The organism is Corynebacterium liangguodongii (assembly GCF_003070865.1).
Classification (GTDB): Bacteria; Actinomycetota; Actinomycetes; order Mycobacteriales; family Mycobacteriaceae; genus Corynebacterium; species Corynebacterium liangguodongii.
The window spans coordinates 2,038,197-2,064,507 of record NZ_CP026948.1; the positions used below are offsets into that span (position 1 = coordinate 2,038,197).

Below are 26,311 nucleotides of genomic sequence, written 5' to 3' on the forward strand. Positions count from 1 at the left end.
CTCCTTTATTGATTCGAAACCTTCTAAATCGCACCCATGTCGCACAGCCGAAGCAACATTGCAGGTCAGAGCACTTGAGCCTCTCATGGTAACGAAGTCCTACCGCGCTCGCCTCAAACTTTTGGTTGACACACTGCGCATCGGTGACAGCCCGCCGTCTTTACCCCATTCGTCGCTACATTGGAAATCGTTCAAGCGAACAACCGGCGAGCAGCCAAGCGGCTAGCGCGTCGGAGACAAAATTTACTGAAGGAGAATCTACAAAGCACATGGCTGATTACAACCGCATTGAAGACCTGGCAAACGCAACCGCATTCGATGTCGATGGCGACAAGGTCGGCTCCGTCCGCGACGTCTACGTCAACGACACCACCGGCCAGCCGGACTTCGTCTCCGTTAACCACGGTCTCTTCGGTGGCGGCGACTCCATCGTCCCGCTGCGCGGCCACACCCTGCGCGACGGCGAGCTGCACCTCGCATTCCCGAAGGACCGCATCAAGGACGCCCCCACCCTTGAGGAGGACGGCCACCTGACCAACGAGGACCAGGAGGCGTTCTACCGCCACTACGGCCTCGAGGGCGCACGCGACGTCACCACCTACAACACCGGCGCCGCTGCTGGTGCCCCGGCTGCCGCTGGCGTTGACACCGAGCGTCGCAACGCTGCTGCCACCACCGACAACGACACCCTGGTCCGCTCCGAGGAGCAGCTCAACGTTGACAAGGAGCGCGTCGAGTCCGGCCAGGTCCGCCTGCGCAAGTACGTCGTCAACGAGACCGAGACCGTCGAGGTTCCGGTCCAGCGCGAAGAGGTCCGCGTTGTGCGTGAGCCGCTTACCGACGCCGACCGCGCCAACTACGACGGCAACATCGGCGAGGACGAGGCTTCCGTGACCCTCTCCGAGGAGCGCGTCAACATTTCCAAGGAATCCGTCCCGGTGGAGAAGGTCTCCCTCGGCAAGGAGACCGTCGAGTCCACCGAGCGTGTCTCCGAGGAGCTCCAGAAGGAGCGCATCGAGACCGACGGCGCTGTCGTCGACGAGACCCGCGGTGCACGTCCGAACACCGACTTCGACGCCAACCGCTAAGCACTAGCTAGCTCTTAGCCCCCCGGCCTTCCGGCCCGGGGGGCTTTTTGCTGTCGCCAGTGGGGTTTTCTGCGCCCGGGGTTTTCTGTGCCTGGGGTTGTGGTCTAGTAGCAACCCAGCACCCCAGCCCTCCCGACCACCAGCTACACCCCAGCCCTCCCGACCACCCCAACCCCCACGCCCTAGACTTGCCCTCACAGGCATATCAAGAAAGAGAGGCGCCGAGCATGACACTGTTAGCTGAACCAGTCCGCCGGGACGGGGTGTGGCAGGGGGTTGAGGCAGATCGATCGTGGGCGCAGGAGATTGACGCGCTGAAGAAGCAGCGCAACGCGGTGATCCTGGCGCACAACTACCAGATCCCCGAGATCCAGGACATCGCGGATTTTACGGGTGATTCTCTGGCGCTCTCGCGCAAGGCCGCGGAGACGGACGCTGACGTGATTGTGTTTTGCGGGGTGCACTTTATGGCGGAGAGCGCGAAGATCCTCTCCCCGAACAAGACGGTTCTCATCCCGGATCAGGACGCGGGGTGCTCGCTGGCTGATTCGATTACCGCGGAGCAGCTGCGGGAGTGGAAGGCGGAGCACCCCGGTGCCGTGGTCGTCTCCTACGTGAACACTACCGCGGAGGTCAAGGCGTTAACGGATATTTGCTGCACGTCTTCAAACGCGGTCGATGTCGTGGCGTCGATCGACCCGGAGCGCGAGGTGTTGTTCTGCCCCGATCAGTTCCTCGGGGCTCATGTGAAGCGCGAGACCGGCCGGGACAACATCCGGATCTGGGCGGGTGAGTGCCACGTGCATGCGGGCATTAGCGCCCAGCACCTCGCCGAGCAGGCGCAAGAACACCCGGATGCTGACCTCTATATTCACCCGGAGTGCGGGTGCGCGAATTCGGCGATTTATCTCTCCGGTGAGGGGATCATCGACCGGGAGCGGGTGCACATGCTCTCTACCGGCGGAATGCTGGAGCACGCGCGGACGACGCAGCAGGACAAGGTGTTGGTGGCCACGGAGGTGGGCATGCTGCACCAGCTGCGCGGGGCGGCGCCGGAGGTGGATTTCCAGCCGGTGAATGACCGCGCGTCGTGCAAGTATATGAAGATGATCACCCCGGCCGCGCTGTTGCGGTGCTTGCGCGAGGGCAAGGACGAGGTTGACGTGCCAGCCCACATTGCGGATAAGGCGCGGGCCAGCCTGGAGGCGATGATTTCGATTGGCGAGCCCGGGGGCGGCGAGTGACCCCGCTTGATCAGGCCAAGACACGCGATCTCATCCGCGTGGCCCTCGACGAAGACCTCGCCTTCGGCCCGGATGCGACGACGCTGGCCACGATCGGGCAGGGGGCGCGCTGTCGGGCGGCGTTGGTGACGCGCAGCGCTGGTGTTATCGCCGGGCTCGCGGTCGTCGGCTGGGCGCTGCCGCACGCGCGCGTCGAGCTCGAGGTCGCCGACGGCGATGCGGTGGGGGCGGGCACGACGCTCGCGCTTATCGACGCCCCCACCCGCGACCTCCTCACCGCCGAGCGCACCATCTTAAACCTGCTGTGCCACGCGAGCGGCATAGCCACGCAGACGCGGCGCTGGGTTGAGGCTGTCGCCGGCACCGGTGCCCGGATCCGCGATACGCGCAAGACGCTCCCCGGCATGCGGGACCTGCAGAAGTACGCCGTGCGCGCCGGCGGGGGTGTGAACCACCGGATGGGGCTAGGCGATTGCGCGATGATTAAGGACAACCACGTCGCCGCCGCCGGGCTCACCGGCGCGCTCGAGCGGGTGCGAGCCGCCTACCCCGGCCTGCCCTGCGAGGTCGAGGTGGATACGCTCGGCCAGCTCGATGAGCTCTTCGCGCTCGGGACCCCGCCGGAGCTGGTGTTGCTCGATAATTTCACGGTGGAAGCGACGGCGGCAGCGGTGGGGCGTCGAAACGAGAAGAGCCCGCGAACCCTGCTGGAATCCTCCGGCGGGCTCACCCTCGAGAGGGCCCGGGAGTTCGCCGAGACCGGGGTGGACTACCTCGCCGTGGGCGCGCTGACCCACTCGGTGCGAGCGCTCGATATCGGGCTGGACTATCAGGCGTAGAACTCCGGCGGGTACTTCGGGCTCTCCGAGGTCGGCGCCAGCACCGCCGCCGCGGACTCCCGCGACATCCCGCAGACCTGCAGGAGGTCCACGATGAGCGAGCGCGTTTGCGCGAGAATGACATAGGCGGAGAGCACGCCGCGGTCCGGCACCACCTCCATCCCGGATCTGCCACCGAGCACGCGCAGCTCATTGGTGATGCGCGGGATCGCCACAGACTGCAGCTGGGTGGAGTTGAGCTCGTAGACGCTGGAGATGTCGAGGCAAGCTTTAGCGAGGGCGTCGATAAGCGCGATCTGCTCATCGGATACCTCGTCCCGGTCGTCGCACAACACGTGCGCCCGGCGCGCAAGCACATGGGTCGTGCGTATCGCAGCATCGACGGGAGGAATGACGTTTTCCAGCGAGTGCACATAGCGTCTCGACGCCCACAAAAACGGCGACAGCTTCGCCGACTCCGCCCCCGACGCAATCGCAGTTGACATCGCATCAATATCGTTTTGCGTCGTGCGTATCGACGCCAGCGCCTCATCAATCACCCCCGAATCGCGCGCCCGCAACCCCGCCGCAACGTCATCGAGCACCGACGACATCAGCTCCATGACCTTCGCAATTTCCTGGCGCGCCTTGCGCACCGGGCCCTGCGGAATCAACGCCAATGTCACCATAGCCACGCTCGCACCAATGAACGCATCAATCGACCGGTCAATGCCCGTGACATCCCCACCCGGCGGCATGATCGTCGCAATGAGCACCGAGCCGATGGCCACCTGATTATTGACAAGCTGCGAGCGCGAAAAGAACGACGCAATCGCCAGCGCGCCCGCCACCATCACCGCGATCTGCGGCCCGCCGACGCCGAGGCGGTAGAAGATCAAATCCCCCACCAACACCCCCAGGATGCAGCCCATCGAGATGTCCCACGCCTTGTTGATGCGCTCCCCGCCCGTCATCCCGATGATGATGATGACCGAGATCGGCGCAAAAAACGGCTGCTCGTGCCCCGCCAGCTCGCTGGCAATCCAAAACGCCAGCCCTGCCGCCACCGCTGTCTGCGCAATGGGAAGCAGCCGGTTGCGCACCCTTTGAATACGGCCCTGAAGCGAGAGGTCAACGGCTTTGAGCCTCTCGCGCGTGCTCATCCGTTCCTTCGCCATGCCCTCACCTTACTTGGGGCTGGTGTTTTGGTATAGCAGCTATACCGCAGCACTAGCACCAGTACCAGCACCAGCACCAGCACGCCCCCACCCACACGAGACACACAAAACCGGGCGCGCCACGACAACGCGGCTCGCCCGGCAACCGGGGTCAGACTACTTAGAGACGGTCTTGCCCACGGAGTGGAGGTCCTCGCACGCCTCGATGACGCGCTCGGACATGGCCTGCTCGGCCTTCTTCATGTAGGAGCGGGGGTCGTAGACCTTCTTGTTGCCCACCTCGCCGTCGATCTTCAACACGCCGTCGTAGTTGGAGAACATGTGGGAGACGATGGGGCGGGTGAAGGCGTACTGGGTGTCGGTGTCGATGTTCATCTTCACCACGCCGTAGGTCAGCGCCTCCTGGATCTTCTCCTTCTCGGAGCCGGAGCCGCCGTGGAAGACGAAGTCGAAGGTCTTGGTGCCCTCGTCAAGGCCGAGCTTGGCGGCCGCGGCCTTCTGGCCCATGTCGAGGACCTCGGGGCGCAGCTTCACGTTGCCCGGCTTATACACGCCGTGAACGTTGCCGAAGGTCGCGGCGAGCAGGTAGCGGCCGTTCTCGCCGGTGCCGATGGCATCGATGGTCTTCTCGAAGTCCTCCGCGGTGGTGTAGAGGTTCGCACCCGCCTTGGCCTGCACGCCGTCCTCTTCGCCGCCGACGACGCCGATCTCGAGCTCCAGGATGATGTTGGCGGCGTGAGCCTTGGCCAGCAGCTCCTGGGCGATCTCGAGGTTCTCATCGATCGGGATGGCGGAGCCGTCCCACATGTGGGACTGGAACAGGGGCAGCTCTCCACGATCAACGCGCTCCTGGGAGATGGCGATGAGAGGACGGACGTAGTCATCAAGCACCTCCTTCTGGCAGTGGTCGGTGTGAAGCGCGATGTTGACGTCGTAGTTCTTCGCAATCTCGTGGGCGAAGCTGGCGAGCGCGGTGGCGCCAGCGACCTTGTTCTTCACGCCGAGGCCGGAGCCGAACTCCGCGCCGCCGGTGGAGAACTGGATGATGCCGTCGGACTCCGCTTCGGCGAAGCCCTTGATGGCTGCGTTGATGGTCTCGGACGAGGTGCAGTTGATGGCGGGGAAGGCGAAGCCGTTCTTCTTCGCCCGGTCGAGCATTTCGTTGTAGACCTCAGGCGTGGCAATGGGCATTGGGGGTTCCTCCAGGTGGTTGGCTCTATCGATCTTCGCCCCCAGTATGCCCGTTTTGGCCCTCCGGTGCAGTCGGTTCTACCCCCGTTGCACGCGTGCGGCCGCGGTTGCGATGCGGGCGGCGGCCTCCAACAGCATCCAGCCGGAGAGCTGGACGGAGAGATCACGTTCGTCGATACGCACGAGCCCCACGGCCTCGCTGATCGTGGCGGGGCCGAGCCCGTAGTTGTGCGGCAGGCGCGCGTCTTGAGTCCACTCGGAGGCGAAGACCGGCAGGCCGTCGACCTCGAGGCGGCGGTTCCACAACGACTCCGCCGAGGCCATGACCATGCGGGCGGCGACCTTGCGGGTGGCGATGTTCTCGCGGGAGTCCTCCGGCAGGCGCAGCGCGACGTCGGCAAGGTAGCGCGCGAGGATGCCCTTGAAGAGGGCGCCGTCGCCGTCGCGGGTCTCTTGCGGCGGACACAGGATCACGCCCTGGGGGGTGGCCAGGTGCAGGGCGATGGCCTTGACGAGCTCGCGGATGTGGGTGATGTAGAACACGGAGTCGTCGGCGCGCTCGGAGTGGTCGAAGGAGTCGATGGGTTCGGTGGCGCCAAGCCCGACGTCCTCACGCAGCGCAAGCGCGATCTCAAGGGAGGCCCCCAGCACAGTGCCCTGGTTGTAGGTATAGATCTTGTCGACGACCTCGGGGCCGTTCATGCGCATGCGGATGCCGTCGTTGATGAGGCCGGAATCTGCGCTCAAGTTGTCGAATATCCAATCCGTCGCCGTGCGGGCCTTATCCAGCCGGCCCGTGCGCGCGAAGAGGATCGAGGCGGGGCCGTTGGACGGCACGTTGAAAAACGTCTCCCCCGCGCGCCAAGGCAGCACGCCGGCGTCAGGGTCGATGCCCGCGAGGATGTTGAACTCGAGCGCGTCGAGCGACTTGGTGCGCTCGATCCCCTCTAAGGCGAGCGCCCGGTTCCACGCCACCGCGAGCCACGCCTTGTCGTCGTAGTAGCGGTTTTTGGACACGTCCCCGCGGCTGCGCAGCTTGATCGCGCGGAGCGTATCGGCAACCCGCCCCCGCCGCGTCTTCGTCGGGCGCCGCAGCGCCGCGTCGATCTGGCAGTCGAGGTAGTGCGCCTGCCACCAGTAGTGCCAGTGCACGAAGCTGCGCTCGGCCGGCCGCGGCGGCCAGGCCACCACGGCGAGGTTTGTCCTGGGCAGGCGCCACAGCGGGGCGGCGTGGCGCTCGGTGATGGCCTCTTCCGCCAGGTCCGCGCGATGCGGCCACTTCTCAGGCACCTGCGACCCCACTTCCTTCGAACTCCAACCGGGTATACGCAAAATCTACCAGGCGCGCGAGAGGTCGCCGTGCTGGCGAATCCAGGCGTGCATGGCGATGCCCGCCGCCACGCCCGCGTTGATGGAGCGCGTCGAGCCGAACTGGGCAATCGAGCAGGTCATCGACGCCGCGGCGGCCGTATCCCCGGTGATCCCGGGGCCTTCCTGCCCGAAGACGAGCACGCAGCGCTCGGGCAGCGTGGCGGTCTCCAGCGGCACGCTGCCGGGGGTGTTGTCGATCGCCACCACGGCCAGCCCCCGCCCGCGCGCCCAGGCGACGAGGTCGCCGACGGTGTCGTGGTGAATGATGTGCTGGTAGCGGTCGGTGACCATCGCGCCGCGGCGGTTCCAGCGCCGGCGCCCGACGATGTGGACGGCCTCGGCCAAAAAGGCGTTCGCGGTGCGCACGACGGTGCCGATGTTCATGTCGTTTTCGAAGTTCTCGATCGCGACGTGGAACGGGTGGCGCCGGGTATCTAGCTCGGCACGGATCGCCTCGAGCGACCAATACCGGTAGGCGTCGACGACGTTGCGGCGGTCCCCTTCGGCAAGCAGGGTTGGATCAAAGCGCGGGTCATCCGGCCACGGGCCCTCCCAGGGGCCGACACCGTGGCGGCCCTCCGCCCACTCGGTGGGGCCCTTAGGCGAGTCCAAGATCTGCAAGCCCGAGCAGGTAGCGGTAGTCCAGCCCCGCGTCGCGCAGCGCCTCGTCCGCGCCGGTTGCGCGGTCGACGACCGTGGCCACGCCAACGACCTCCGCGCCCTCGGCACGGCACGCCTCCACCGCGGTGAGCGGCGAGTTTCCGGTCGTGGTGGTGTCTTCGACAACGAGCACGCGTTTACCGCTAATCTGCGGTCCCTCAATGCGCCGCTGCATCCCGTGTTTTTTGGCCTCCTTGCGCACCACGAACGCGTCGATGTCGCGCCCGTCGGCGTGCATCATCGCCGTGGCGACCGGGTCCGCGCCGAGCGTGAGCCCGCCCACGGCGTCGAACTCGAGGTCCGCGGTGAGCTCGCGCAGCAGCTGCCCGATCAGCCTCGATGCGCGGTGGTGCAGCGTGGCGCGACGCAGGTCGACGTAGTAATCGGCCTCGCGCCCGGACGACAGGGTCACCTTGCCGTGCACTACTGCAAGCTCTTTGACCAGGCCCGCCAGTTCAGCTTTCCGCTCGTTCATGCCCACTACCTTACTCGTCGCCGAAAATCGACGGCGGAACCTGGTTACGGCGCACGCGGGTCAAATCGAAAGGCTGCTCTGCCACGGGGCCATCCGCGATGGGGTCTATCTCGTCGCCGCCCACGGCGCGCCGCTCGAGCGTGCCGCGCACCGCGCCCGTCGCCCGAGTCGGCATCTCCAGCGGCTCCTCGGGCCGCTTCACCGGTCTTGGATCGAAGGCATCTCGCGTGTCGACGCCCCCTCCACCAGCCACACCGACCACCTCGCGCGTGGGAAACTCCCACGCCACACTGCCCCACCTGCGCGGCGGGAGCACCCGCGCGGCGTCCGCGATGAGCGCGAGCGGCGCCAGTGTCGCATCGGCATCTTCCTCCGAGACGGGGCCGGCAAACTGCGCGGCGGCCCACTCGGATTCGCACCACACTGCGCTCACGGCCTCCGGCATCTCCTCGAGCGCGGTGCGCACCCGCACGTCAATAAAGCGCTGCGCCGGCCCCGGCTCGTTGGACGCCACCCGAAAGCCCTGCGTGGTGGCCACCTCGACCACATCGGCCGGCAGCTCGCCCGCGAGCCCCTCCCTGCGCATCTCGACCACCACGTCGCTGACCTCACCGGTGCGCATCACCATCACCGCAACCGCCCCCACGTCCGCGAGGTAGACGTCGTGGCCGAAGGCGCTTCCCGCTGCGACGTTTCGCGGCCGGGCCCCGGCAGCAGCGGGCCCCCTGCCCCACTCGCCGCCCAGCGCGTCATCGGCGCGGGCGAAGTCGAAGCCCTTGTCCTTCGCCCAGGCGCGGCGCGCCCGGGCGCCGGCACCGGGCAGGCGCGGGGAGGAGGTCTCACGCTCGTCGGCGAACCACAACGCGGCGGCCCCGGCGAGGGCGAGAAGGGCGAGAATAATCAGTACGTAGGCCATCGCAGAGTGATGTTAGTGCGCGGCCGCGACATTAGACGTCGCGGGCCACGGGGTTGGCCGGATCTGCGCTCCACTGGGACCACCCGGCGACGAAGTGCGTGAGCACGGGAAGCCCGGCGTGAGCCGCGGCGGCCAGCAGCAGCGAGGAGTGATTACCCGAGCCGGAATACGCGATGACCTCGGCAGGGTCCGCGTTGTGCGTCACGCCGATCGCGGCGAAGCGGTCCCTAATAAGGTCGACGCTGACCACTTCGTGCGTGAGAGGATCAAACAGGTCATCAACGGGGAGATTGACGGCGCCGGGGATGTGGCCGGCTTTCAGATCGAGGTGCTCGTGGCGGCCGGAGAACCGGGGGGTATCCCGGGCGTCGACAAGCGTGCCCGCACAAGCCTTGACCTGCTCGATGTCGGCGACGGGCAGTGAGCCCGGCCGAAGCTCCATGGGCGCGCGCACGGCGACGTTGCCCGGCCCCGCGAGCGTGTCAAAACCGCGCGAATCCCACGCAGGGAACCCGCCGTCGAGGATGTAGACGTCCTCGACGCCGAGCCACCGCAGGAGCCACCACGCGCGCGCCGCGTACACGCCCACGCCCGTGTCGTAGATGTAGACGGGCCGGCCAGGCTCGATGCCCCACCCGGCGACGTGCGCAGCGATGACGTCCACCTGCGGCAGGGGGTTGCGGCCCTGCGGGCGCCCCGGCATGCCAGCCAGCGCGACCGCGGGGTCACAAAACAGTGCCGTGGGGATGTGTTCGGATTGGAACTTCGACCACGCCCACCCCTCGCGAGGTTCCCACAGCGCGGCCAGGATCGTGTGCTTCTTACCGGTTTGGATACGTTCGTTGAGCTCGTCTGCCGAGACAAATACCGCCATGGGCCCTAAGTCTAGGGAAGTGGCGCTATTTACGCTGTGTAACCGGGCGCCTGCTCAATGACGCCGTCGGCCTCCAGGCCATCGAGCCACTGAGTGATGCCCTCGCGCGGTGCGTCCGGGCCGATGCTGGCGGCGAGCATCCCGCCCGGGCCCAGCTCTACCCGGCAGCCCAGGGCGAGCAAGGTCTCGGCGACGTCATCGTGCGGGTGCTCGCCGTGCGGCAGGATCCTGATTGTCGACGCCCCGCCGCGCACCACCACGCGGTTGACGTGATATTGCTGCCCGACCAGCACGCACTCGACAATGTCGCCGAGAGCCAGGGTCGTATCGACGAACGGCACGCTCGCCACCACGAAGGTATGGGAGCCGAGCTGGTGAGCGGCCAGCTGCTCGTTTTCCACTCCGGGAACCGCCACGCGGGTGATGATCGTCGTCGTCGGCTGCATGGTGGGCAGTCTAGACCCTCGCCCCAAACCCAGACAGGTCAACATGCGGGTGCTCGCCCTAAACCCAGAGCAGGTTCGGGGTGTCAGGGTTGAGGCGGAGCCGTGGGGCTAGGGCCCCAGCGCAGCCAGCGGCACCACCCACACCCCGTCTGCCCGCCGGAACGCCGGACCACTGGGAATGACCACGATAAGCGCAGCGGGTTCCTTGTCAATGTCAATCTTCCCCGCCGCCGCAAGGAGATGGGCGGCTGCAGCATCGACCTGCTGATGGGACAGTTTTGCCTCAAACCCAACCCAGCGCCCGTCGCGAAGCCCGATCACCGCATCGATTTCCTCGCGCCCCTTCATATCGCGCAGGTGGAAGACTCCACGCGCGCGCAGGTGCTGGGCGTAGACGTTGAGGTCGTGGACCAGCTGGGATTCGAAGAACATGCCGAAGGTGTCAAGGTCTCGCAGAAGCCCGTCTGGCCCGACGCCCAAGAGCGCAGCGGCGAGGGATGGATCCGCAAGGTGGCGTTTTGGCATGTGGACCAGTGTCGCTTTCGAGCGTAGCGACGGCGACCACGCGGGCTGATCCTCGATGAGGAAGAGCCTGGCCGCGAAGTCGTGAAGAGCGTTGACGGTATCCGGTGCTGGTGCATTCACCGCCCCGCTGAGATCACCAATACGCCGCCGAATCGCCGCCGCCGTGGTCGGTTGGGCAACTAGGCCCGCATAGCCGCGCAGGAAATTATGGAAGCGGCGTGGATCCCGGCGCGGACCGCCGAGTTGGGGGTAGTCGTGCTCGCTCATTTCCCGCACATACGAATCCATGGATTCTTGGGCGTCGAGGGGATCCATGGCGAAAAACTCGGGAAAACCGCCTGCGACGATCAGGTCCGCGTAATCTGCCACCGTGGCGGCCGTGCCCGCGGTCGGTTCCTGGGTGGCGTCGATGATCGCCGACAGGGACACCGGCTCGGCCTCCACGCCGCGCTCCATGAGGGTGAGGGTCCGCATGATAACGCTACGAATTCGGCCCGCGCCCGAGTGACGCTGGGCAACCTCGTCCGGTGTTGCCGAACCTGTCAGGAGGTACTGGCCCTTTTCGGCGCTGCTATCGACGGCATGACGCACCTCGTTCCAGATGGCGGGCACCGCTTGCCACTCATCAATGAGTCTGGGGCGGGCACCTTCCAGCCCGAGGGAGGGTTCCATCCTCACCGCGGCAGCTTCCGCTGTGTCTCGGTCGAGCTGAATAGCCGAGGCGGCGAATTGCTGTGCCGTTGACGTCTTTCCGCACGCGCGGGGCCCTTTGATGACCAAGGCCCCAGACGTCTTCAACCCACGGCGAACCTCGTGGTCAACAACGCGGTCGATGTACGACTTCATGGCCCGCAGCATACCTCACTAGTGGATAAATCCACTAGTGAGGTATGGATAAATCCACTAGTGAGGCACCGGCCTAGGCGGCGTCGACGCTCAATCCCTCGCCACCGTCGGCCACGTCGACGGCCACGGTGTCACCGTCGCGCACGTAGCCGGCCAGCAGCTCCTTGGCCAGGCGGTCACCGATCGCCTGCTGGATCAGGCGGCGCAGCGGGCGCGCACCGTAGGCAGGGTCGTAGCCCCGCTCCGCCAGCCACGCCTTCGCCGCATCGGAGACCTGGAGGGTCAAACGCCGGGCGGAAAGGCGATCCGCAAGCTGGTCGAGCTGGATATCGACGATGCCCACCAGCTGGTCGGTGGTGAGCGGCTCGAAGACGACGACGTCGTCAAGCCTGTTGATGAACTCCGGCTTGAAGTGGTGCTTGACCGCATCCATGATCTGCTCGCGGTCACCGCCCGCGCCCAGGTTGGAGGTCAGGATCACCACCGTGTTGCGGAAGTCCACCGTGCGGCCCTGGCCGTCGGTCAGCCGGCCCTCGTCGAGGACCTGCAGCAGCACGTCGAAGACGTCCGGGTGCGCCTTTTCCACTTCGTCGAAAAGAACGAGCGAATACGGCCTGCGCCGCACGGCCTCGGTGAGCTGGCCACCCGCGTCGTAACCGACGTACCCGGGAGGGGCACCGACGAGGCGGGCGACGGAGTGCTTCTCGCCGTACTCGGACATGTCGATGCGCACCATCGCGGTCTCGTCGTCGAAGAGGAACTCGGAGAGCGCCTTGGCCAGCTCAGTCTTACCCACGCCGGTGGGGCCTAAGAAGAGGAAGGAGCCGATCGGGCGGTTCGGATCCGCCACGCCCGCGCGCGAGCGGCGCACCGCATCCGAGACAGCGACGACGGCCTCGCGCTGGCCAACGACCCTCTCGCCCAACACGTTTTCCATGTCGAGCAGCTTCTCCGTCTCGCCCTGCATCATCTTGCCTGCGGGGATGCCCGTCCAGCTCGAGACGACCTCGGCGATCACGTCCGGGGTGACCTCCTCCGTAAGCATCGTCCGCGAGGCGTCGCTCGCCTGCGCCTCGGCCTCGGCCACCTGCTGCTCCAGCTCGGGGATGCGGCCGTAGCGCAGCTCGGAAACGCGGGCGTAATCACCGTCGCGCTCGGCGATCTCGGACTCGTTGCGCAGCTTCTCCAGCTCCTCTTTCGCCAACTGCACACGGTCGATCTCGCTCTTCTCGTTCGCCCAGCGCGCCTTCATTTCGCCCAAGGTTTCGCGCTGGTCCGCGAGCTCCTGGCGCAGTGCGTCGAGGCGCTCCTTCGAGGCGGCGTCCGACTCCTTGGCCAGGGCGATCTCCTCGATCTCGAGGCGGCGCACGACGCGCTCGAGCTCGTCGATCTCCTGCGGGGAGGAGTCGATTTCCATGCGCAGGCGGGAGCCGGCTTCGTCGACAAGATCGATGGCCTTATCCGGCAGGAAGCGGTTGGTGATGTAGCGGTTGGACAGCTCCGCGGCGGCGACCAGGGCGGAATCCTGGATGCGCACGCCGTGGTGGACCTCGTAGCGCTCCTTGAGCCCGCGCAGGATGCCGATGGTGTCTTCCACCGTCGGCTCGCCCACGTAGACCTGCTGGAAGCGGCGCTCCAACGCGGCGTCCTTCTCGATGTACTTGCGGTACTCATCCAGCGTCGTCGCGCCCACGAGGCGGAGCTCGCCGCGCGCCAGCATCGGCTTGATCATGTTCCCGGCGTCCATCGCGCCCTCGCCGGTCGCGCCAGCGCCGACGACGGTGTGCAGCTCGTCGATAAACGTGATGATCTCCCCGTCGGAGGACTTGATCTCATCCAGCACAGCCTTGAGCCGCTCCTCGAACTCGCCGCGGAACTTCGCGCCGGCGACCATCGAGCCTAGATCCAGGGAAATAAGGGTCTTGCCCTTCAGCGATTCGGGCACGTCACCCGCGACGATGCGCCGGGCCAGGCCCTCGACGATCGCGGTCTTACCCACGCCCGGCTCGCCGATGAGCACCGGGTTATTCTTCGTCCGGCGGGAGAGCACCTGAACCACGCGACGGATCTCCGAGTCGCGCCCGATCACCGGATCGATCTTTCCCTCTCGCGCCCGCGCGGTGAGATCGGTGGAGTACTTCTCCAGCGCCTGGAACTGGTCCTCCGGGGACTCCGTGGTGACCTTCTTGTGGCCACGCACCGAGGGGAAGGCGCCCTTAAGCACGTCAAAGGTGGCGCCGCGCTTCTTCAGCAGCTCGGCGGCCTCGTCGTTGCCGCGGGCAATGCCGGCGAGGAGCACCTCGGTGGAGACGTATTCATCACCGAGCTCACCGGCGAGCTCCTGGGCGGTATTGATGGCGCTGAGCGCGTCGCGGTTGAAGTTGGGGTTGGCCATGTTCTGGCCCTCCGCCCTCGGGTAACCGGCGACGATCTCGCCCGCCTCGCGCGCCACCGTCGCAGGATCCACGCCCGTCGCCTTGAGCACGGGCGCGGCAATGCCGTCCTCCTGGGTGAGGATCGCTTCTAGCAGGTGCGCCGGGCGGATATCAGGGTTCCCGCTTGCCGACACCTTCTGCAGCGCCTGCTGGATCGCCTCCTGCGTCTTCGTCGTGGGGTTAAACGTTGCCATGAGTATTCCTTTCGTTGGTAGGTTCCACCCTACGCAACGCACGCGAAGTTGAGTCTGTTCCACTCAACCCCGAGAACCTGTGGCAACGCGCAATATCCTGGGGTTTTCCAGCCACGCAATCGCACGCTGTGGGGTCTCGCCCCGGCTAGTCCCCCTTCGACATAGTCTGGATCCGGGTCGAGCCACCCACAGAGCCACCCACAGATCCGCCCGCCGAGTCAGATCGCTTCCCCGCCGGCACCCACTTCAGCGCGTAGGACATCACGACCACGGCCACGGCAATGGCGAAGGTGATCCACCCGAATCCGGTGGTGAACCCGGCGATGACCGCGATGGGGGCGAGAATGGTCATGCCGATCTCGAAGGGTGCGAAGCCGACGTAGGCGACGCCGTATTCGTTGAGTGTGCCGGATTTCAGCTTCGGGTCAACCATCTTGAGCAGCGCGATGCCGGTCGCCACCGCGGCGGTGGCCCAGCCCCAGCCGAAGATGCCTCGCTCAAGCCAGCTCTCCCCGAAGAACAGCGGGCCGGCCCACAGCATCCAGACGACGCAGAAGGCGGTGCCGAGGACGAACATGAGCACCAGCGCCTGCCAGTAGTCCGCAAGCGCGGAGGGGACGATGGAGGCGATGCCGAAGGCGATCATGTAGTCGGTGGCGGCGCCGGAGATGGAATTGATCGTGTCGCGGTCGAGGTAGTTATCGCGCCCGAGGATGCGCAGCAAGGTGCGCCCGATGAGCCCGATGACGAACGCCATGGCGAACAGCGGGATGGACACGTTCGGCCACTGGTCCTTGATCATCCCGTTGGCAAGGTAGGCGATGAGCACTGTGAAGACGATGAAGCCGCCGTGGAGCGCGAGCGGTTCGATCGACGATGGGTTCGTCGTCGCCTTACCAATCGACGGCCGGTCAACCTCGTTGGCGATGTAGCCGGTGCGCAGGTCGGCCGGGAGCTCGCCCTTGAGCTCGGTTGCCTTGCCCTTACGGATGCCCCAGTTGGCCACGATGACGCCGCCGACGATGGCCACGAGCGTGCCCACGGTCGCGGAGGTGAAGCCGAGCGAGGAGGCCTCGGCGATGCCGATTTCCTCCAGCGAGGAGCCCACCGCGGCGGCGGTGCCGAAGCCGCCGACGAAGCCGACGGGGAGCATCATGCCGAACCACGGTTCGGTGCCAAACAGCGGCGCGAAAAGATAGAGGCCGAGCAGGATGAACAGGCCCCACTGTCCCATGAACATGGAGGTGGAGTAGGCCCACATGTTGCGCGCGCCGGAGGCGACGGATCCGCCGAGGTCCATGGAGTAGGCCATGGAGGCGAACACGACGGCGATGAGCAAGGTGGTGTAGTTGCCCACCTGATCGGACCAGTTGATCAGGCCGATGAGTTCGGGCCCCAAGATCAGGCCGATGAGCCCGGCCGTGATCGGCGCGGGGAGCAACAGTGTCTGGAGGAACCTTACTCGGTTGCGCAAAACGTTGCCGACGATGAGCAGGATCGAGATCCACCCGATATCGACGAGCAGCGTGTAGGGGGTGTATTCCATTGCGGCTCCCTTCGCAGACGGCTTTGATATGAAAAACACTAAACGAAGCGTATGAATTTTACTGAACTGGCTACGCTTTATCACCATGGCCACCAATCCGCAGCTGTTCTCGGAGACCATCGACCTTTTGCGCGCAGACGCCCCGCGCATCCGCGCCGAGCTCTACGCCGGCATTGTCGGCGCGCTGCCGCGCGGCGCGAGCATGTTTCCGGCGGGCGCGAGCGAGGTCTCGCACGAGCTTATCGACGCCCTCGTCTACACCTTCACCGCAGCTCAGCGCACCGGCACCCTGCCCGAGGCCGCGGTGAAAAAGCTGCAGGCCTGGGCCCTGGATCTGCGGCGCTTCGGCTTCCCGCCCGAGGCCTACCCTGTGTTTGCCCGGGTGGTGCGCGAGGCGTTGGGCGCGGGCATCGCGGCGCGCCTCGTGCTCGACGAGGCCGCCGAGGAGATGGCGCGCGCCGCCGCGGCAGCAGATATCAGCGGCGTGCCGCCGGCGGCCGCGGCGCGTGTCGTGGGCGTCGATAAGCTAGGCGATATCTCGCGCGTGCGCCTGACCGCAGGCATGGCGCTGAGTTACGCGCCGGGCCAGTTCATGCCGGTCATGCACACAGCGGAGCCGGGGGTGTGGGTCAACCTCGCCCCGGCGCTGCCCGCCAACCCCTTCGGCCAGCTCGAGTTCCACCTGCGCGGGGAGCTCCGCCCCCGCCTCGGCGACTACCTCACGCTCGGCGCGGCGCGCGGGGCCTCGCCGCGCCTTGAGCGCGGCACGCTGCACGTGCGCGCCCGCTCGACGGGCAGCGCGGCGGCCCAGGCGATCATCTTCGCGGCCCTCGAGCTCGATGCCCCTCCGCGCACAACCGTCGATCTCGATGACTCCCCCGCCACCGCGGCGATCCGCGCCGCCGCCGGGGAGAACGGCTGGCTGCACCTCGGCCCCGATGACGGCGCGGCCGAGGTCGTCGTGTGCGGCCCGGCCGGAGAGGTTGGCCCGCACGCGGCCGGGGACGTGCTCATCTGCCCGGACTCCCCGCCGGACTGGTCCTACCAGGACTTCTACCAGGGGTAGTGCAGCAACGGCTGGCGCGCCCGCGCCTCCGCGATCGCCCCGGGGTCAACCTCGGCGTAGAGGATGGTGGGCTCAAAGCCGGCCTCCGCGATGCGCTCCCCGGAGGGGCTGATGACCACCGAATGCCCCACCCCCGTGGGCCCACTCGCCTGCCCGCCGAGCGCGGCCCCGCCGGGGCGTGCCTGCCCGGCGCCGGCGATATACACCCCGGCGTCGAGGGCTCGCGCCTGGGTGAGCGTGCGCCACTGGTCGAGCTTCCCCGGCCCGTCGGCCCAGCTCGTGGGCACGACGACGAGGCCGGCGCCGCACATGGCGAGCCGGGTGAACTGCCCGGGGAAGCGGATGTCGAAGCAGGTGGCCACGCCGACGACGAGGTCGTCGACAAGAAACGTAACCAGGCGCCCGCCGGGCTTGACCGTGTCGGATTCGCGGTAGCTGGACACGTCGAAGGTGTGGATCTTGTCGTAGCCCTTGTGCACTCCCCCGCCGGTGATCAGCGCCGTGTTGAAGACGCGGTTTCTGCCGCCGAGGCGGTCGGCGGGGCGAAACATCCCCGCCACGATGGTGACCCCGAGCTCCGCGGCGAGCTCGCGCAGCCCCGAGCTAAACGGCCCGCCGAGGTCCTCGGCCTGGGTATCGAGCCTGCCCTGGTTGAAGCCTTGGCTCGCGGCCTCGGGCGCGACGATGAGGCGCGCGCCTTGCCCGGCGGCGCGGCGGATCTCCGCGTCGAGGAGGGCAAGGTTGTCGCCCTTATCAGGCCCGGAGGTTAGCTGCAACAGCGCGATCTTCATAGCCCCTACCGTATGTGGATAACCCCCACCTATCCACAACCCCGCGCCGGTGCTCTTGCTCCTGCGCGCGTCTTCGCCGACCCTAGGCCGCATGAACGCCATCCAGCTTTCGACCGAGACGTCCCTTGCCGCCCGGCGCGCTCTGCCGGGCTGGCCCGCGCTGCCCGAGGCCCGCTTGTCGGCCGGGCAGGCAGCCGCCGGGCTCGCCAGCTTCCAACAGCGCGCACGCTCGCTTGTCGACGCCCCCTCGGCCGCCGCCCGCACGCGCTGCGCCTCCATCGCCTCCTTCGCCGCGGAGGTCATCTCCCTCGATCGCCGCCTCGCCGAGGCCCTCACCAGGTGCGCCGATGGCCGCCCCTAGTGCGAGCGCCGACACCAGCACCGGTGCCGGTGCCGTATACGCGCCGCGCCTCAACGCCGCGGAACTTCGTGTGGCGGCGGACGCTCTCGAGCTGGCTGCCGCTGCCGCCGACGGCCGCGGCCGGGACATCGAGGCGGCGTGCGAGGAGATCGCAGGCACCGGGTTCGGCGGGGAGGTCGCCGCCCAGGGCCTGAGCGGGTTTGCCTGGTGGGCGGGGCGGATCTTCGCGGTGGCGGCCCTGCTGCGCCACGGCGCGCAGATCCTGCGCAGCTCCGCGAGCGCGCAGGAGGCGCTCGACCGGCTCGCGCTGCTCGCCTTAACGCTGCGCCACGCCGAGTCCGTGCGCTACCTCAACGCCCTCTCCGCGCTGCTCGACCGCGACACCGCCGCGGCACTCGAGGCCTTGGCGGGCGGGGGCGCACCGACCCTGGCGGACCAGCCCGGGGTGCCGTTGGGCACCATCGACGCGCGGGTCGCCGAGACCCTCCCGGCCGCCACCGTGGAGACGGTGCGCGCGGCCGGGGGATACATCCTCGAGTCCGGCCCCGGGGGAACGACCGTGCTCATCGGTGCGGACAACGGGGAAAACACCGACCCGAGCCGGGTCATCACCATGGTCGCGGGCGTGAGCACGGGCAGGCCCGACCAGCTCGCCGGGGAGCTGTCGAAGGCCCGCGGGATCGCCGCGGCGACGGGTGCCACCGTGGTGGTGTGGCAGGGCTACGCGCCCCCGCCCAGTGTCGTCCACGGGATCGATCCGACCGCCGCCGGGATCGGCGGGCCCGCCCTCTCCCGGTTCCAATCGGCGCTGCGCCAGCGCTACCCGAACGCCCAGCTCACCGTGGTGGCGCACAGCTACGGAACCGTGGTGGCCGACCGCGCGGCGCGCGAGACGGGGCTCGATGTTGATGACCTCTGGCTGCTGGGCTCCCCCGGGATGGGCGCGTCGGGCGTCGATAAGCTTGTGCTCGTCGGGGATGACCCGCAGGTCTACGTCGCGGACGCCGACCGCGACCCGATCCTGGCCACGCGCTACCTCAGCGACGCGGCGCACGGGTATTCGCCGTCAGATGAGTCTTTCGGCGCCACGGTGGTCCGCGGCGTGCGCGGCGATCACGGCGCCTATTTCACAGACCCCGTCCTGCTGCGCGCGCTCGAGGACGCCGGGCGGCGGTGAAAACCCCTACGATCGGCACCATGTCCACTTCCTTCGCCCAGTACATCGTCCACACCTTGGAGGGCCTCGGCGTCAAGCGCATCTACGGCCTCGTCGGCGACTCCCTCAACCCCCTCTCGGATGCCGTGCGCGGCAGCGAGATCGAATGGATCCACGTGCGCAACGAGGAGGCCGCCGCGTTCGCGGCCGCGGCCGACTCCCTGACCACGGGCGAGCTCGCGGTCTGCGGCGCGTCCTGCGGACCGGGCAATACCCACCTCATCCAGGGCCTCTACGAGGCCCACCGCGACCGGGCCCGCGTGCTCGCGATCGCCTCGCACATTCCCTCCGCCGAGATCGGCTCCGAGTTCTTCCAGGCCACCCACCCCGAGTACGTCTTCCAGGAGTGCTCCGGCTACCGCGAGGTCGTCCATTCCCCCACCCAGGGAGCGCGCGTGCTGCACAACGCCTTACAGTCGACCTATTCCGGGGGCGGTGTGAGCGTCATGGTCATCCCCGGCGACGTCTTCTCCGCCGATGCCCCCGAATCCTCCACCGCGCAGTCTACCTTCGCCCGCGGGGACGGCCGCCGCGTCTTCCCCGACCCGGGCGAGGCGGCCGCCCTTGTGGATGCGATCAACACCGCGAAGAACGTCACCCTGTTCTGCGGCTACGGTGCCCGCGACGCCCGGGAAGAGGTCTTCGCGCTCGCCGAGAAGATCAAGGCCCCCATCGGGCACTCCTTCCGCGGCAAGATGTTTATTGCGCACGACAACCCGTATGACGTGGGCATGTCCGGCCTGCTCGGCTACGGCGCCTGCCACGAGGCCTCGCTCGAGGCGGACCTATTTATCATGGTGGGCACAGATTTCCCCTACAGCGACTGGCTGCCGAAGGGAAACGTCGCGCAGATCGACCTCGACGGTTCCCACATCGGGCGCCGCACGCCGGTGACATACCCCGTCATCGGCGACGTGAAGAGCGTGTTGGAAAACATCCTCCCGCACGTCGAGGAAAAGGCTGACCGCTCGTTTTTGGACCGCATGCTCGCCCGCCACGCGGAGCTGCTTGAACATGTCGTGGAGAAATACACCACCCCGGCGGCGGAGGCGCGCACCCCCATCCACCCGGAGTTCGCCGCGAGCGTGATCGACGAGCTCATTGCCGACGACGCCTTCGTCACCGTCGATACCGGCATGTGCAACGTGTGGTCCTCGCGCTACCTCACCCCGAACGGCACGCGCGGCGAGCTCGCCTCCTACCTCCACGGCACGATGGCCAACGCCTTGCCGATGGCCATCGGGGTGCAGGCCGCCCACCCGGACCGCCAGGTCGTCTCGTGGTCCGGCGACGGGGGCCTGGGCATGCTGCTTGGGGAGCTCCTCACCGTGGCGCTGCACAACCTGCCGGTGAAGATCGTGGTGTTTAACAACTCCTCGCTCGGCATGGTCAAGCTCGAGATGATCGTCCAGGGCTTCCCCGATTTCGGCACCGACCACGAGCATGTCAACTACGCCGCGATCGCCGAGGCGGTCGGCATCGCCGCGTTCCGCGTGGAGGATCCCGCGCAGCTGCGCGAGGCGGTTTCAGAGGCGCTCGCGGCCGACGGGCCCGCGCTTATCGACGTCGTCACGGACCCCAACGCACTGTCCCTGCCGCCGGACATTACCGCCGAGATGCTCCAGGGCTTTACCGCCACCGGTGTAAAGACGGTGCTCGAGGGAGGCGTGGGCAAGATGGTCGAGCTCGCGCGCCGCAACCTGCGCCAGATCGGAGCCGCCGCGGCGATCGAGGTGAAGTAGCACCTCCCCCCACGGCCCGCGCCGACCGCCCTCGACCAGTGCGATCCCGGCGAGACACAATCATGCGCAAATCGTTATGGGAACGCAACACAAAACGATGGGCCAATCCTTATCCTGGGCCAAGCAAACATATTCACCAAGATTGATTAGAAAGGTTGTGTCCCAGTGACAACTTCGCACACCCCGGGCCGCAGTGACCGCACTGACCGCATCAACCCGCGCTCCGAATCCCACGCCTACGAGGCCGAGACCACCGTCGCCGACAACGACCAGACGGGCCGTGAAGCCTGGATCGGCACCGATAGCGTCGAGGTCTCCCGCGGCAACGTGTCGTGGGGCGCCATCATCGCCGGCGTGGTCACCTTCCTCGGCATCATGATCCTGCTCGGCGTCGGCGCCGCCGCGATGGGCCTGCAGGGCTCCTCGTCCGTGGCCACCGGCATCTTCGCCCTCATCTCCTTGGCCGTCGCCTTCGCCGCCGGCGGCTACGTCTCCGGCGCCTTGGGCGTGCGCGCGGGCGTGTTCCACGGCTTCGCCACCTGGGCCACCTCCCTTATCGCCTCCCTCGTCCTCGCCGGCTGGCTGGGTGCCTCCGTCGTCGGCGGGCTGGGCTCCGCGCTCGGCTCGGTGGCGCAGTCCGCTGGTAACGCCGTGAGCGTCACCAGCGAGGACGCCCAGGCCGCGCAGGATAGCGTCGACCCGCAGCAGGCTGAGCAGGCCCAGCAGCAGGCCCGCGACGCCGCCGGCCAGGCCGCCCAGCAGGCACAGCAGACCTACAACGAGGTCGCGCCGCAGGCCGCTGAGGGCTCCTGGTGGACGTTCTTCGGCCTCATCGTGGGCGCCGTGATCTCCTCCCTCGCCGGCGCCGCAGGCTCCCGCTCCGTGCTCACCCGCACCGAGGAGCAGGTTCTTCGCCGCCGCTAGGGAGCACGCGGGCCCAGCTCCCGCGAGGCCTAGTTGAAAGGCTTCACCACAACGACATTGCACCGGGCGGAACCATCCGCCCGGTGCAATTTTTCTCCGCCCGTACTCCCGCTAAGAGCGGGGGCGCCTACGCCTCATCGAGGGGTCCCACGCCACGACCGCCGTGGAGCGCGGCACGTGGACGAGCTCGCCTCCGCGGCGCGTTGAGCCCTCAACGCGCTTGCGCAGCTCCTCGTTTTCCTCCTGCAACCGCTCGATCTCGCCGGTGAGCTCGATGATGGTCTTGATCCCGGCGAGGTTGACCCCCTCCTCCTGGGACAGGTACTGGATGCGGCGCAGCATGGAGATGTCGCGGCGTGAGTAGCGCCGCCCCCCGCCTGCGGTGCGCGCCGGGGAGACCAGGCCCATGCGGTCGTAGGTGCGCAACGTCTGCGCGTGCATGCCGGTAATCTCCGCGGCCACCGAGATGACGAAGTATTCCTGCTCGCTGTCCATGCTCACCTCGCCTACTTCAACCCGGCCCACCCGGCTCGGGGGTTAAAGCCGGAGTCCTTCTCCGCCTGCGCGTAGGCGCGCAGCGCAGAGGCCGCGCCCGCATCAAGGTGCGCGGGCACCTGCACCTCGACGGTGACAAGCAGGTCCCCAGCCGTCCCGGACTTCCTAGGCACGCCGCGGCCCGGTACGCGCAGCGTGCGCCCGCTCGGGGTGCCCGCCGGGATCTTCACCTTCACGGGTGTATCCAGTGTGGGCACGGCCACGGCCGCACCGAGTGCGAGTTCGCTGAAGGACACCGGCACGGTGACCTCGAGGTCGTCGCCCTTGCGGCTAAAGACGGGGTCCGGGCGAACGTGGACGGTGACGAAGAGGTCCCCGGCCGGGGTGCCGTTCGGCCCGGCCTCACCCTGCCCGGCGAGGCGCACCTTCTGGCCGTCGATCACCCCCGCGGGGATACGCACCGTAATGGAGCGGGTCCGGCGCACCGTGCCCGTGCCGGAGCAATCCCCGCACGGGTCCTCGATGCGCTGGCCCGTCGCCCCGCACTCCGGGCACGGCCGCGCCATCCCGAACGCCCCGCTGTTCTCTCGCACATACCCGCTGCCGGAGCACGCGGTGCAGGTGGTCACCGTGCTGCTGCGCGAGCCGGATCCGTGGCAGGTGGTGCACGGCGCGTCGCCGGTGAGCTCCAGAGGAATCGTCGTTCCCTGGGCCGCCTCGCGGAAATCGAGGGTTATTTCCGTTTCGACGTCGGCCCCCCGCGTCGGCCGAGCATTCCTGCCAGCAGCGCCGCCGCGGTTAAAGATGCCACTGAAGAGATCACTAAAGCCGCCTTCTCCAGCCGATCCGCCAGCGGCGGCTCTGCCGAAGATGTCGGAGAGGTCGAAGTCTGCGCTCGTTTGGCTCGTCTGGGCGCGAAACCCTCCCGGGAAGCCCGGGCCTCCTGTCCCCCCGAAGCGGCCGAAGCCCCCAGAGTTCACCATCGACTTCAACTCGTCGTATTCCTTGCGCTTGGCCGCGTCCCCGACGACGTCGTAGGCCTCGGCAACCCGCTTGAACTTATCCTCGGCGGCTTTGTTGCCGGGGTTGCTATCAGGGTGGTTCTCGCGGGCGAGCCTGCGGTAGGCCTTCTTAATATCGGCCGCGCTCGCGGTCGAGGACACTCCAAGGTCGCCGTAGTAGTCCTTATTCACCCAGTCTTGCTGCATCGCCATGGAGACACCCTCCTTTCGTGTGTCGTTGTCTCACTTCGGTATCGCCTATGTTTTGTTGCTAAATAATCGTGTTCGTGGATCTGAAAAAAGGCCGGGGTGCCACGCCCCACTCTCGCGTGCGCGCACCCCGGCATCATTCCTAACTGCCCGCCTAGGCCTCCGGCTTGCCTTCGGCTGGGTCGCCGATGAGCACCATGGCGTTTCGCACGAGGCGATCGCCCACGCGGTAGCCCTTGCGCAAGACGGTGTCCACAACCTTGGTCTCGCCCTGGGAGAGGTCCTGAACGGCCTCGTGGAGCTCGGGGTCGAACTCGTCTCCCGCCGTTCCGAACGCGCTCAGGCCCTGGGCCTCGAGCACGGAGCGGAACTTATCGGAAAACGCCTTGAGCGGTCCCTCGTTGAGGTCGCCGTGCTGGGCGGCGAGCTCGAGGTCGTCGAGAAGCGGGAGCAGCTCCGTGATCACACGCGACTTCGCCACCTCGGCAACCTGCGCGCGCTCGCGCTCGGAACGGCGCCGGTAGTTGGCGTATTCCGCGCTCAGGCGCTGCAGGTCCTCGGTGCGCTCGGCGAGCTGGAGCTCGGCCTCGCTGACCACACCGTCGCCATCGGCGTCGGTGTTGACCTCGCGCTCCGCGCCGAGGGCGTCGTCGATCTCGGCGTCGCTGAGCTCCGCCGACTCCCCGAGGGGGTCCTCGTCCGCCTCATCGAGTGCGGCCGATTCCGCGGCCTCGTCGGCCAGCGTCTCCGCCTGGTCGGGGGAGACGTACTCCGGGTCGGTGTTCTCGGGCGCGCCGGGGTCGTCGGGCATCTGGGGGGTATTCGGGTAGGTCATCTCGCGAGATCGTCCTTACTTGTTGTCGGAACCGGTGGCGTCGTTGTCGTCCTCAACAACCTCGGCGTCAACGACGTTGTCGTCAGCGGGGGCGTCCGCCTGGGTTGCCCCGCTGTTGGCCTCCGCCTCGTAGAGGGCCTTGCCCAGCTCCTGGGACTCGGTGGTGAGCTTCTCCACGGCCGACTTGATCGCCTCGAGGTCGGAGCCCTTCAGCGCCTCGTCGACCGCGTCGGCGGCCTCGCCCACGCGGGTCTTGAGATCCTCGGGGAGCTTGTCGGTGTTCTCGTCCATGAACTTGCGGGTCTGGTAGGCCAGGGTCTCCGCGTTGTTGCGGGTCTCCTGCTCCTCGCGGCGCTTGCGGTCCTCCTCCGCGTGTGCCTCGGCGTCCTTGATCATGCGGTCGATGTCCTCCTGGGAGAGCTTCGAGCCGTCCTGGATGGTGATCGTGTTCTCCTTGCCGGTTCCCTTGTCCTTGGCGGAGACGGAGACGATGCCGTTGGCGTCGATGTCGAAGGTGACCTCGATCTGCGGCACGCCGCGCGGGGCGGGTGCGATACCGCCGAGCTCGAAGGAGCCGAGCAGAGTGTTCGCAGATGCCATCTCGCGCTCGCCCTGGAAGACCTGGATCTGCACCGAGGGCTGGTTGTCCTCGGCGGTGGTGAAGGTCTCGGAGCGCTTGGTCGGGATGGTGGTGTTGCGCTCGATGAGCTTGGTCATCACACCACCCTTGGTCTCGATACCGAGGGAGAGCGGGGTGACGTCGAGAAGCAGCACGTCCTTGACGTCGCCGCGCAGCACGCCGGCCTGCAGAGCGGCGCCGACGGCGACGACCTCGTCCGGGTTCACGCCCTTGTTGGCGTCCTTGCCGGAGAGCTCCTTGACCATGTCGGCCACGGCGGGCATGCGGGTGGAGCCGCCCACGAGGACGACCTGGTCGATGTCGCCGACGGAGAGCCCGGCATCCTTGATCACCTGGTTAAACGGTGCCTTGGTGCGGTCGAGCAGGTCGGAGGTGATCTTCTGGAACTCGGTGCGCGTGAGGGTCTCGTCGAGGAAGAGCGGGTTCTTCTCCGAGTCAACGGTGATGTAGGGCAGGTTGATGGAGGACTGCTGCTGGGAGGACAGCTCGATCTTCGCCTTCTCCGCCGCCTCGCGCAGGCGCTGCAGCGCCATCTTGTCCTTGGTCAGGTCGATGCCGTTGTGGGACTTGAACTTCTCCACGAGCCAGTCGACGATGCGCTGGTCCCAGTCGTCACCGCCGAGCTCGTTGTCACCGGCGGTGGCGAGTACCTCGACGACGCCGTCGCCGATCTCGAGCAGCGAGACGTCGAAGGTGCCGCCGCCGAGGTCGAAGACCAAGATGGTCTGTTCCTTGTCGGACTTCTCCAGACCGTAGGCGAGAGCCGCCGCGGTCGGCTCGTTGACGATGCGCAGCACGTTAAGGCCCGCGATCTGGCCGGCCTCCTTGGTCGCCTGGCGCTGCGCGTCCTCGAAGTACGCCGGGACGGTAATAACGGCGTCGGTGACCTCCTCGCCGAGGTAGGCCTCCGCGTCGCGCTTGAGCTTCATGAGCGTGCGCGCGGAGATTTCCTGCGGGGTGTACTTCTTATCGTCGATATCAATCGTCCAGTCCTCGCCCATGTGGCGCTTGACGGAGCGAATGGTGCGCTCGACGTTGGTCACCGCCTGGTTCTTCGCGGACTGGCCGACGAGGACCTCGCCGTTCTTGGCAAAGGCCACGATCGACGGCGTCGTGCGCGAACCCTCGGAGTTCGCGATGACGACCGGGTCGCCGCCCTCGAGGACGGATACGACGGAGTTGGTGGTACCGAGGTCGATGCCTACTGCACGTGCCATGTGTTG

At 67.4% G+C, this 26,311-nt stretch carries 24 protein-coding genes; 8 read left to right on the forward strand and 16 right to left on the reverse strand.

Annotated elements, in window-relative coordinates; translation table 11 throughout:
* Nucleotides 1–269 precede the first annotated feature (269 nt).
* The 3 genes from C3E79_RS09685 to nadC all read left to right on the forward strand — a co-directional run bounded on the left by C3E79_RS09685 (nucleotide 270) and on the right by nadC (nucleotide 3,171).
* The gene (locus C3E79_RS09685; protein ID WP_108404718.1) at nucleotides 270–1,088 is read left to right on the forward strand and encodes a DUF2382 domain-containing protein; all 819 of its coding nucleotides are present in this window, start codon (nucleotides 270–272) and stop codon (nucleotides 1,086–1,088) included.
* Between the two features lie 227 nt (nucleotides 1,089–1,315).
* Nucleotides 1,316–2,332: a quinolinate synthase NadA gene (gene nadA / locus C3E79_RS09690; RefSeq protein WP_108404719.1), complete on the forward strand. Its 1,017-nt coding sequence runs from the start codon at nucleotides 1,316–1,318 to the stop codon at nucleotides 2,330–2,332.
* The gene (nadC, locus tag C3E79_RS09695) at nucleotides 2,329–3,171 is read left to right on the forward strand and encodes a carboxylating nicotinate-nucleotide diphosphorylase (protein ID WP_108404720.1); all 843 of its coding nucleotides are present in this window, start codon (nucleotides 2,329–2,331) and stop codon (nucleotides 3,169–3,171) included. The genes nadA and nadC overlap by 4 nt, the downstream gene beginning before the upstream one ends.
* On the opposite strand, the gene C3E79_RS09700 is transcribed toward nadC, so the two are convergent.
* The 11 genes from C3E79_RS09700 to C3E79_RS09750 form a co-directional block, all read right to left on the reverse strand.
* Nucleotides 3,162–4,328 carry an FUSC family protein gene (locus tag C3E79_RS09700; protein ID WP_108404721.1) on the reverse strand — a complete coding sequence of 389 codons (1,167 nt, stop codon included), beginning with the start codon at nucleotides 4,326–4,328 and terminating at the stop codon, nucleotides 3,162–3,164. The genes nadC and C3E79_RS09700 overlap by 10 nt on opposite strands.
* A 156-nt stretch (nucleotides 4,329–4,484) precedes the next feature.
* Nucleotides 4,485–5,519: a class II fructose-bisphosphate aldolase gene (fbaA, locus tag C3E79_RS09705; RefSeq protein ID WP_108404722.1), complete on the reverse strand. Its 1,035-nt coding sequence runs from the start codon at nucleotides 5,517–5,519 to the stop codon at nucleotides 4,485–4,487.
* A gap of 78 nt (nucleotides 5,520–5,597) precedes the next feature.
* Nucleotides 5,598–6,809, reverse strand: a complete 1,212-nt coding sequence (locus C3E79_RS09710; RefSeq protein WP_108404723.1) for a glycoside hydrolase family 76 protein — start codon at nucleotides 6,807–6,809, stop codon at nucleotides 5,598–5,600.
* Nucleotides 6,810–6,854: 45 nt separating this feature from the next.
* On the reverse strand, nucleotides 6,855–7,511 hold the full coding sequence (locus C3E79_RS09715; RefSeq protein ID WP_235840622.1) for a TrmH family RNA methyltransferase: 657 nt from the start codon (nucleotides 7,509–7,511) through the stop codon (nucleotides 6,855–6,857).
* Nucleotides 7,489–8,025: an orotate phosphoribosyltransferase gene (pyrE, locus tag C3E79_RS09720; RefSeq protein WP_108404725.1), complete on the reverse strand. Its 537-nt coding sequence runs from the start codon at nucleotides 8,023–8,025 to the stop codon at nucleotides 7,489–7,491. The genes C3E79_RS09715 and pyrE overlap by 23 nt, the downstream gene beginning before the upstream one ends.
* Before the next feature lie 10 nt (nucleotides 8,026–8,035).
* Nucleotides 8,036–8,941, reverse strand: coding sequence for a type III secretion system chaperone family protein (locus C3E79_RS09725; RefSeq protein ID WP_108404726.1), 906 nt, complete (start codon nucleotides 8,939–8,941; stop codon nucleotides 8,036–8,038).
* 31 nt (nucleotides 8,942–8,972) lie between these two features.
* Nucleotides 8,973–9,815 (reverse strand): sulfurtransferase, encoded by an 843-nt coding sequence (locus tag C3E79_RS09730; protein WP_108404727.1) that lies wholly within the window; start codon nucleotides 9,813–9,815, stop codon nucleotides 8,973–8,975.
* Nucleotides 9,816–9,844: 29 nt separating this feature from the next.
* The gene (locus C3E79_RS09735; RefSeq protein ID WP_108404728.1) at nucleotides 9,845–10,261 is read right to left on the reverse strand and encodes a DUF4265 domain-containing protein; all 417 of its coding nucleotides are present in this window, start codon (nucleotides 10,259–10,261) and stop codon (nucleotides 9,845–9,847) included.
* Between the two features lie 108 nt (nucleotides 10,262–10,369).
* Nucleotides 10,370–11,632, reverse strand: coding sequence for an ATP-binding protein (locus C3E79_RS09740; RefSeq protein WP_108405158.1), 1,263 nt, complete (start codon nucleotides 11,630–11,632; stop codon nucleotides 10,370–10,372).
* Nucleotides 11,633–11,705: 73 nt separating this feature from the next.
* A complete protein-coding gene (gene clpB, locus C3E79_RS09745; protein ID WP_108404729.1) occupies nucleotides 11,706–14,261 on the reverse strand; it encodes an ATP-dependent chaperone ClpB in 2,556 nt (851 codons plus the stop codon).
* Between the two features lie 145 nt (nucleotides 14,262–14,406).
* The gene (locus C3E79_RS09750) at nucleotides 14,407–15,807 is read right to left on the reverse strand and encodes a sodium/glutamate symporter (RefSeq protein WP_108404730.1); all 1,401 of its coding nucleotides are present in this window, start codon (nucleotides 15,805–15,807) and stop codon (nucleotides 14,407–14,409) included.
* A gap of 85 nt (nucleotides 15,808–15,892) precedes the next feature.
* Here C3E79_RS09750 and C3E79_RS09755 point away from each other — a divergent pair, with 85 nt between their 5' ends.
* Complete coding sequence (locus C3E79_RS09755; protein ID WP_108404731.1) at nucleotides 15,893–16,873, forward strand: hypothetical protein; 981 nt, start codon at nucleotides 15,893–15,895, stop codon at nucleotides 16,871–16,873.
* Here C3E79_RS09755 and C3E79_RS09760 read toward each other — a convergent pair.
* The gene (locus C3E79_RS09760; protein WP_108404732.1) at nucleotides 16,861–17,664 is read right to left on the reverse strand and encodes a carbon-nitrogen hydrolase family protein; all 804 of its coding nucleotides are present in this window, start codon (nucleotides 17,662–17,664) and stop codon (nucleotides 16,861–16,863) included. The genes C3E79_RS09755 and C3E79_RS09760 overlap by 13 nt on opposite strands.
* A 91-nt stretch (nucleotides 17,665–17,755) precedes the next feature.
* Here C3E79_RS09760 and C3E79_RS09765 point away from each other — a divergent pair, with 91 nt between their 5' ends.
* The 4 genes from C3E79_RS09765 (at nucleotide 17,756) to C3E79_RS09780 (ending at nucleotide 21,907) form a co-directional block, all read left to right on the forward strand.
* On the forward strand, nucleotides 17,756–18,025 hold the full coding sequence (locus C3E79_RS09765) for a hypothetical protein (protein WP_146183386.1): 270 nt from the start codon (nucleotides 17,756–17,758) through the stop codon (nucleotides 18,023–18,025).
* Nucleotides 18,012–19,202 (forward strand): alpha/beta hydrolase, encoded by a 1,191-nt coding sequence (locus C3E79_RS09770; protein WP_108404734.1) that lies wholly within the window; start codon nucleotides 18,012–18,014, stop codon nucleotides 19,200–19,202. The genes C3E79_RS09765 and C3E79_RS09770 overlap by 14 nt, the downstream gene beginning before the upstream one ends.
* 20 nt (nucleotides 19,203–19,222) lie before the next feature.
* Nucleotides 19,223–20,983, forward strand: a complete 1,761-nt coding sequence (locus C3E79_RS09775; protein WP_108405159.1) for a pyruvate dehydrogenase — start codon at nucleotides 19,223–19,225, stop codon at nucleotides 20,981–20,983.
* A gap of 165 nt (nucleotides 20,984–21,148) precedes the next feature.
* The gene (locus tag C3E79_RS09780; RefSeq protein ID WP_235840623.1) at nucleotides 21,149–21,907 is read left to right on the forward strand and encodes a hypothetical protein; all 759 of its coding nucleotides are present in this window, start codon (nucleotides 21,149–21,151) and stop codon (nucleotides 21,905–21,907) included.
* Nucleotides 21,908–22,018: 111 nt separating this feature from the next.
* On the opposite strand, the gene C3E79_RS09785 is transcribed toward C3E79_RS09780, so the two are convergent.
* The 4 genes from C3E79_RS09785 to dnaK all read right to left on the reverse strand — a co-directional run bounded on the left by C3E79_RS09785 (nucleotide 22,019) and on the right by dnaK (nucleotide 26,305).
* Nucleotides 22,019–22,402 carry a heat shock protein transcriptional repressor HspR gene (locus C3E79_RS09785; protein ID WP_108404735.1) on the reverse strand — a complete coding sequence of 128 codons (384 nt, stop codon included), beginning with the start codon at nucleotides 22,400–22,402 and terminating at the stop codon, nucleotides 22,019–22,021.
* Between the two features lie 11 nt (nucleotides 22,403–22,413).
* Nucleotides 22,414–23,616, reverse strand: coding sequence for a molecular chaperone DnaJ (gene dnaJ / locus C3E79_RS09790; RefSeq protein WP_108404736.1), 1,203 nt, complete (start codon nucleotides 23,614–23,616; stop codon nucleotides 22,414–22,416).
* Nucleotides 23,617–23,767: 151 nt separating this feature from the next.
* Entirely contained in the window at nucleotides 23,768–24,448 is a 681-nt protein-coding gene (grpE, locus tag C3E79_RS09795) for a nucleotide exchange factor GrpE (protein WP_108404737.1), read from the reverse strand.
* 15 nt (nucleotides 24,449–24,463) lie between these two features.
* Nucleotides 24,464–26,305 (reverse strand): molecular chaperone DnaK, encoded by a 1,842-nt coding sequence (dnaK, locus tag C3E79_RS09800; RefSeq protein WP_108404738.1) that lies wholly within the window; start codon nucleotides 26,303–26,305, stop codon nucleotides 24,464–24,466.
* Between the last annotated feature and the right edge of the window lie 6 nt (nucleotides 26,306–26,311).

Coding starts and splice junctions, on each gene's coding strand:
- pyrE (WP_108404725.1), bottom strand. CDS start 8,025: ATGAACGAGCGGAAAGCTGAACTGGCGGGCCTGGTCAAAGAGCTTGCA.
- C3E79_RS09735 (WP_108404728.1), bottom strand. CDS start 10,261: ATGCAGCCGACGACGACGATCATCACCCGCGTGGCGGTTCCCGGAGTG.
- dnaJ (WP_108404736.1), bottom strand. CDS start 23,616: ATGGCGATGCAGCAAGACTGGGTGAATAAGGACTACTACGGCGACCTT.
- C3E79_RS09685 (WP_108404718.1), top strand. CDS start 270: ATGGCTGATTACAACCGCATTGAAGACCTGGCAAACGCAACCGCATTC.
- C3E79_RS09760 (WP_108404732.1), bottom strand. CDS start 17,664: ATGAAGATCGCGCTGTTGCAGCTAACCTCCGGGCCTGATAAGGGCGAC.
- C3E79_RS09755 (WP_108404731.1), top strand. CDS start 15,893: ATGGCCACCAATCCGCAGCTGTTCTCGGAGACCATCGACCTTTTGCGC.
- C3E79_RS09740 (WP_108405158.1), bottom strand. CDS start 11,632: ATGAAGTCGTACATCGACCGCGTTGTTGACCACGAGGTTCGCCGTGGG.
- C3E79_RS09785 (WP_108404735.1), bottom strand. CDS start 22,402: ATGGACAGCGAGCAGGAATACTTCGTCATCTCGGTGGCCGCGGAGATT.
- C3E79_RS09765 (WP_146183386.1), top strand. CDS start 17,756: ATGAACGCCATCCAGCTTTCGACCGAGACGTCCCTTGCCGCCCGGCGC.
- C3E79_RS09770 (WP_108404734.1), top strand. CDS start 18,012: ATGGCCGCCCCTAGTGCGAGCGCCGACACCAGCACCGGTGCCGGTGCC.
- C3E79_RS09700 (WP_108404721.1), bottom strand. CDS start 4,328: ATGGCGAAGGAACGGATGAGCACGCGCGAGAGGCTCAAAGCCGTTGAC.
- fbaA (WP_108404722.1), bottom strand. CDS start 5,519: ATGCCCATTGCCACGCCTGAGGTCTACAACGAAATGCTCGACCGGGCG.
- C3E79_RS09725 (WP_108404726.1), bottom strand. CDS start 8,941: ATGGCCTACGTACTGATTATTCTCGCCCTTCTCGCCCTCGCCGGGGCC.
- C3E79_RS09750 (WP_108404730.1), bottom strand. CDS start 15,807: ATGGAATACACCCCCTACACGCTGCTCGTCGATATCGGGTGGATCTCG.
- dnaK (WP_108404738.1), bottom strand. CDS start 26,305: ATGGCACGTGCAGTAGGCATCGACCTCGGTACCACCAACTCCGTCGTA.
- clpB (WP_108404729.1), bottom strand. CDS start 14,261: ATGGCAACGTTTAACCCCACGACGAAGACGCAGGAGGCGATCCAGCAG.
- C3E79_RS09775 (WP_108405159.1), top strand. CDS start 19,223: ATGTCCACTTCCTTCGCCCAGTACATCGTCCACACCTTGGAGGGCCTC.
- grpE (WP_108404737.1), bottom strand. CDS start 24,448: ATGACCTACCCGAATACCCCCCAGATGCCCGACGACCCCGGCGCGCCC.
- C3E79_RS09730 (WP_108404727.1), bottom strand. CDS start 9,815: ATGGCGGTATTTGTCTCGGCAGACGAGCTCAACGAACGTATCCAAACC.
- nadA (WP_108404719.1), top strand. CDS start 1,316: ATGACACTGTTAGCTGAACCAGTCCGCCGGGACGGGGTGTGGCAGGGG.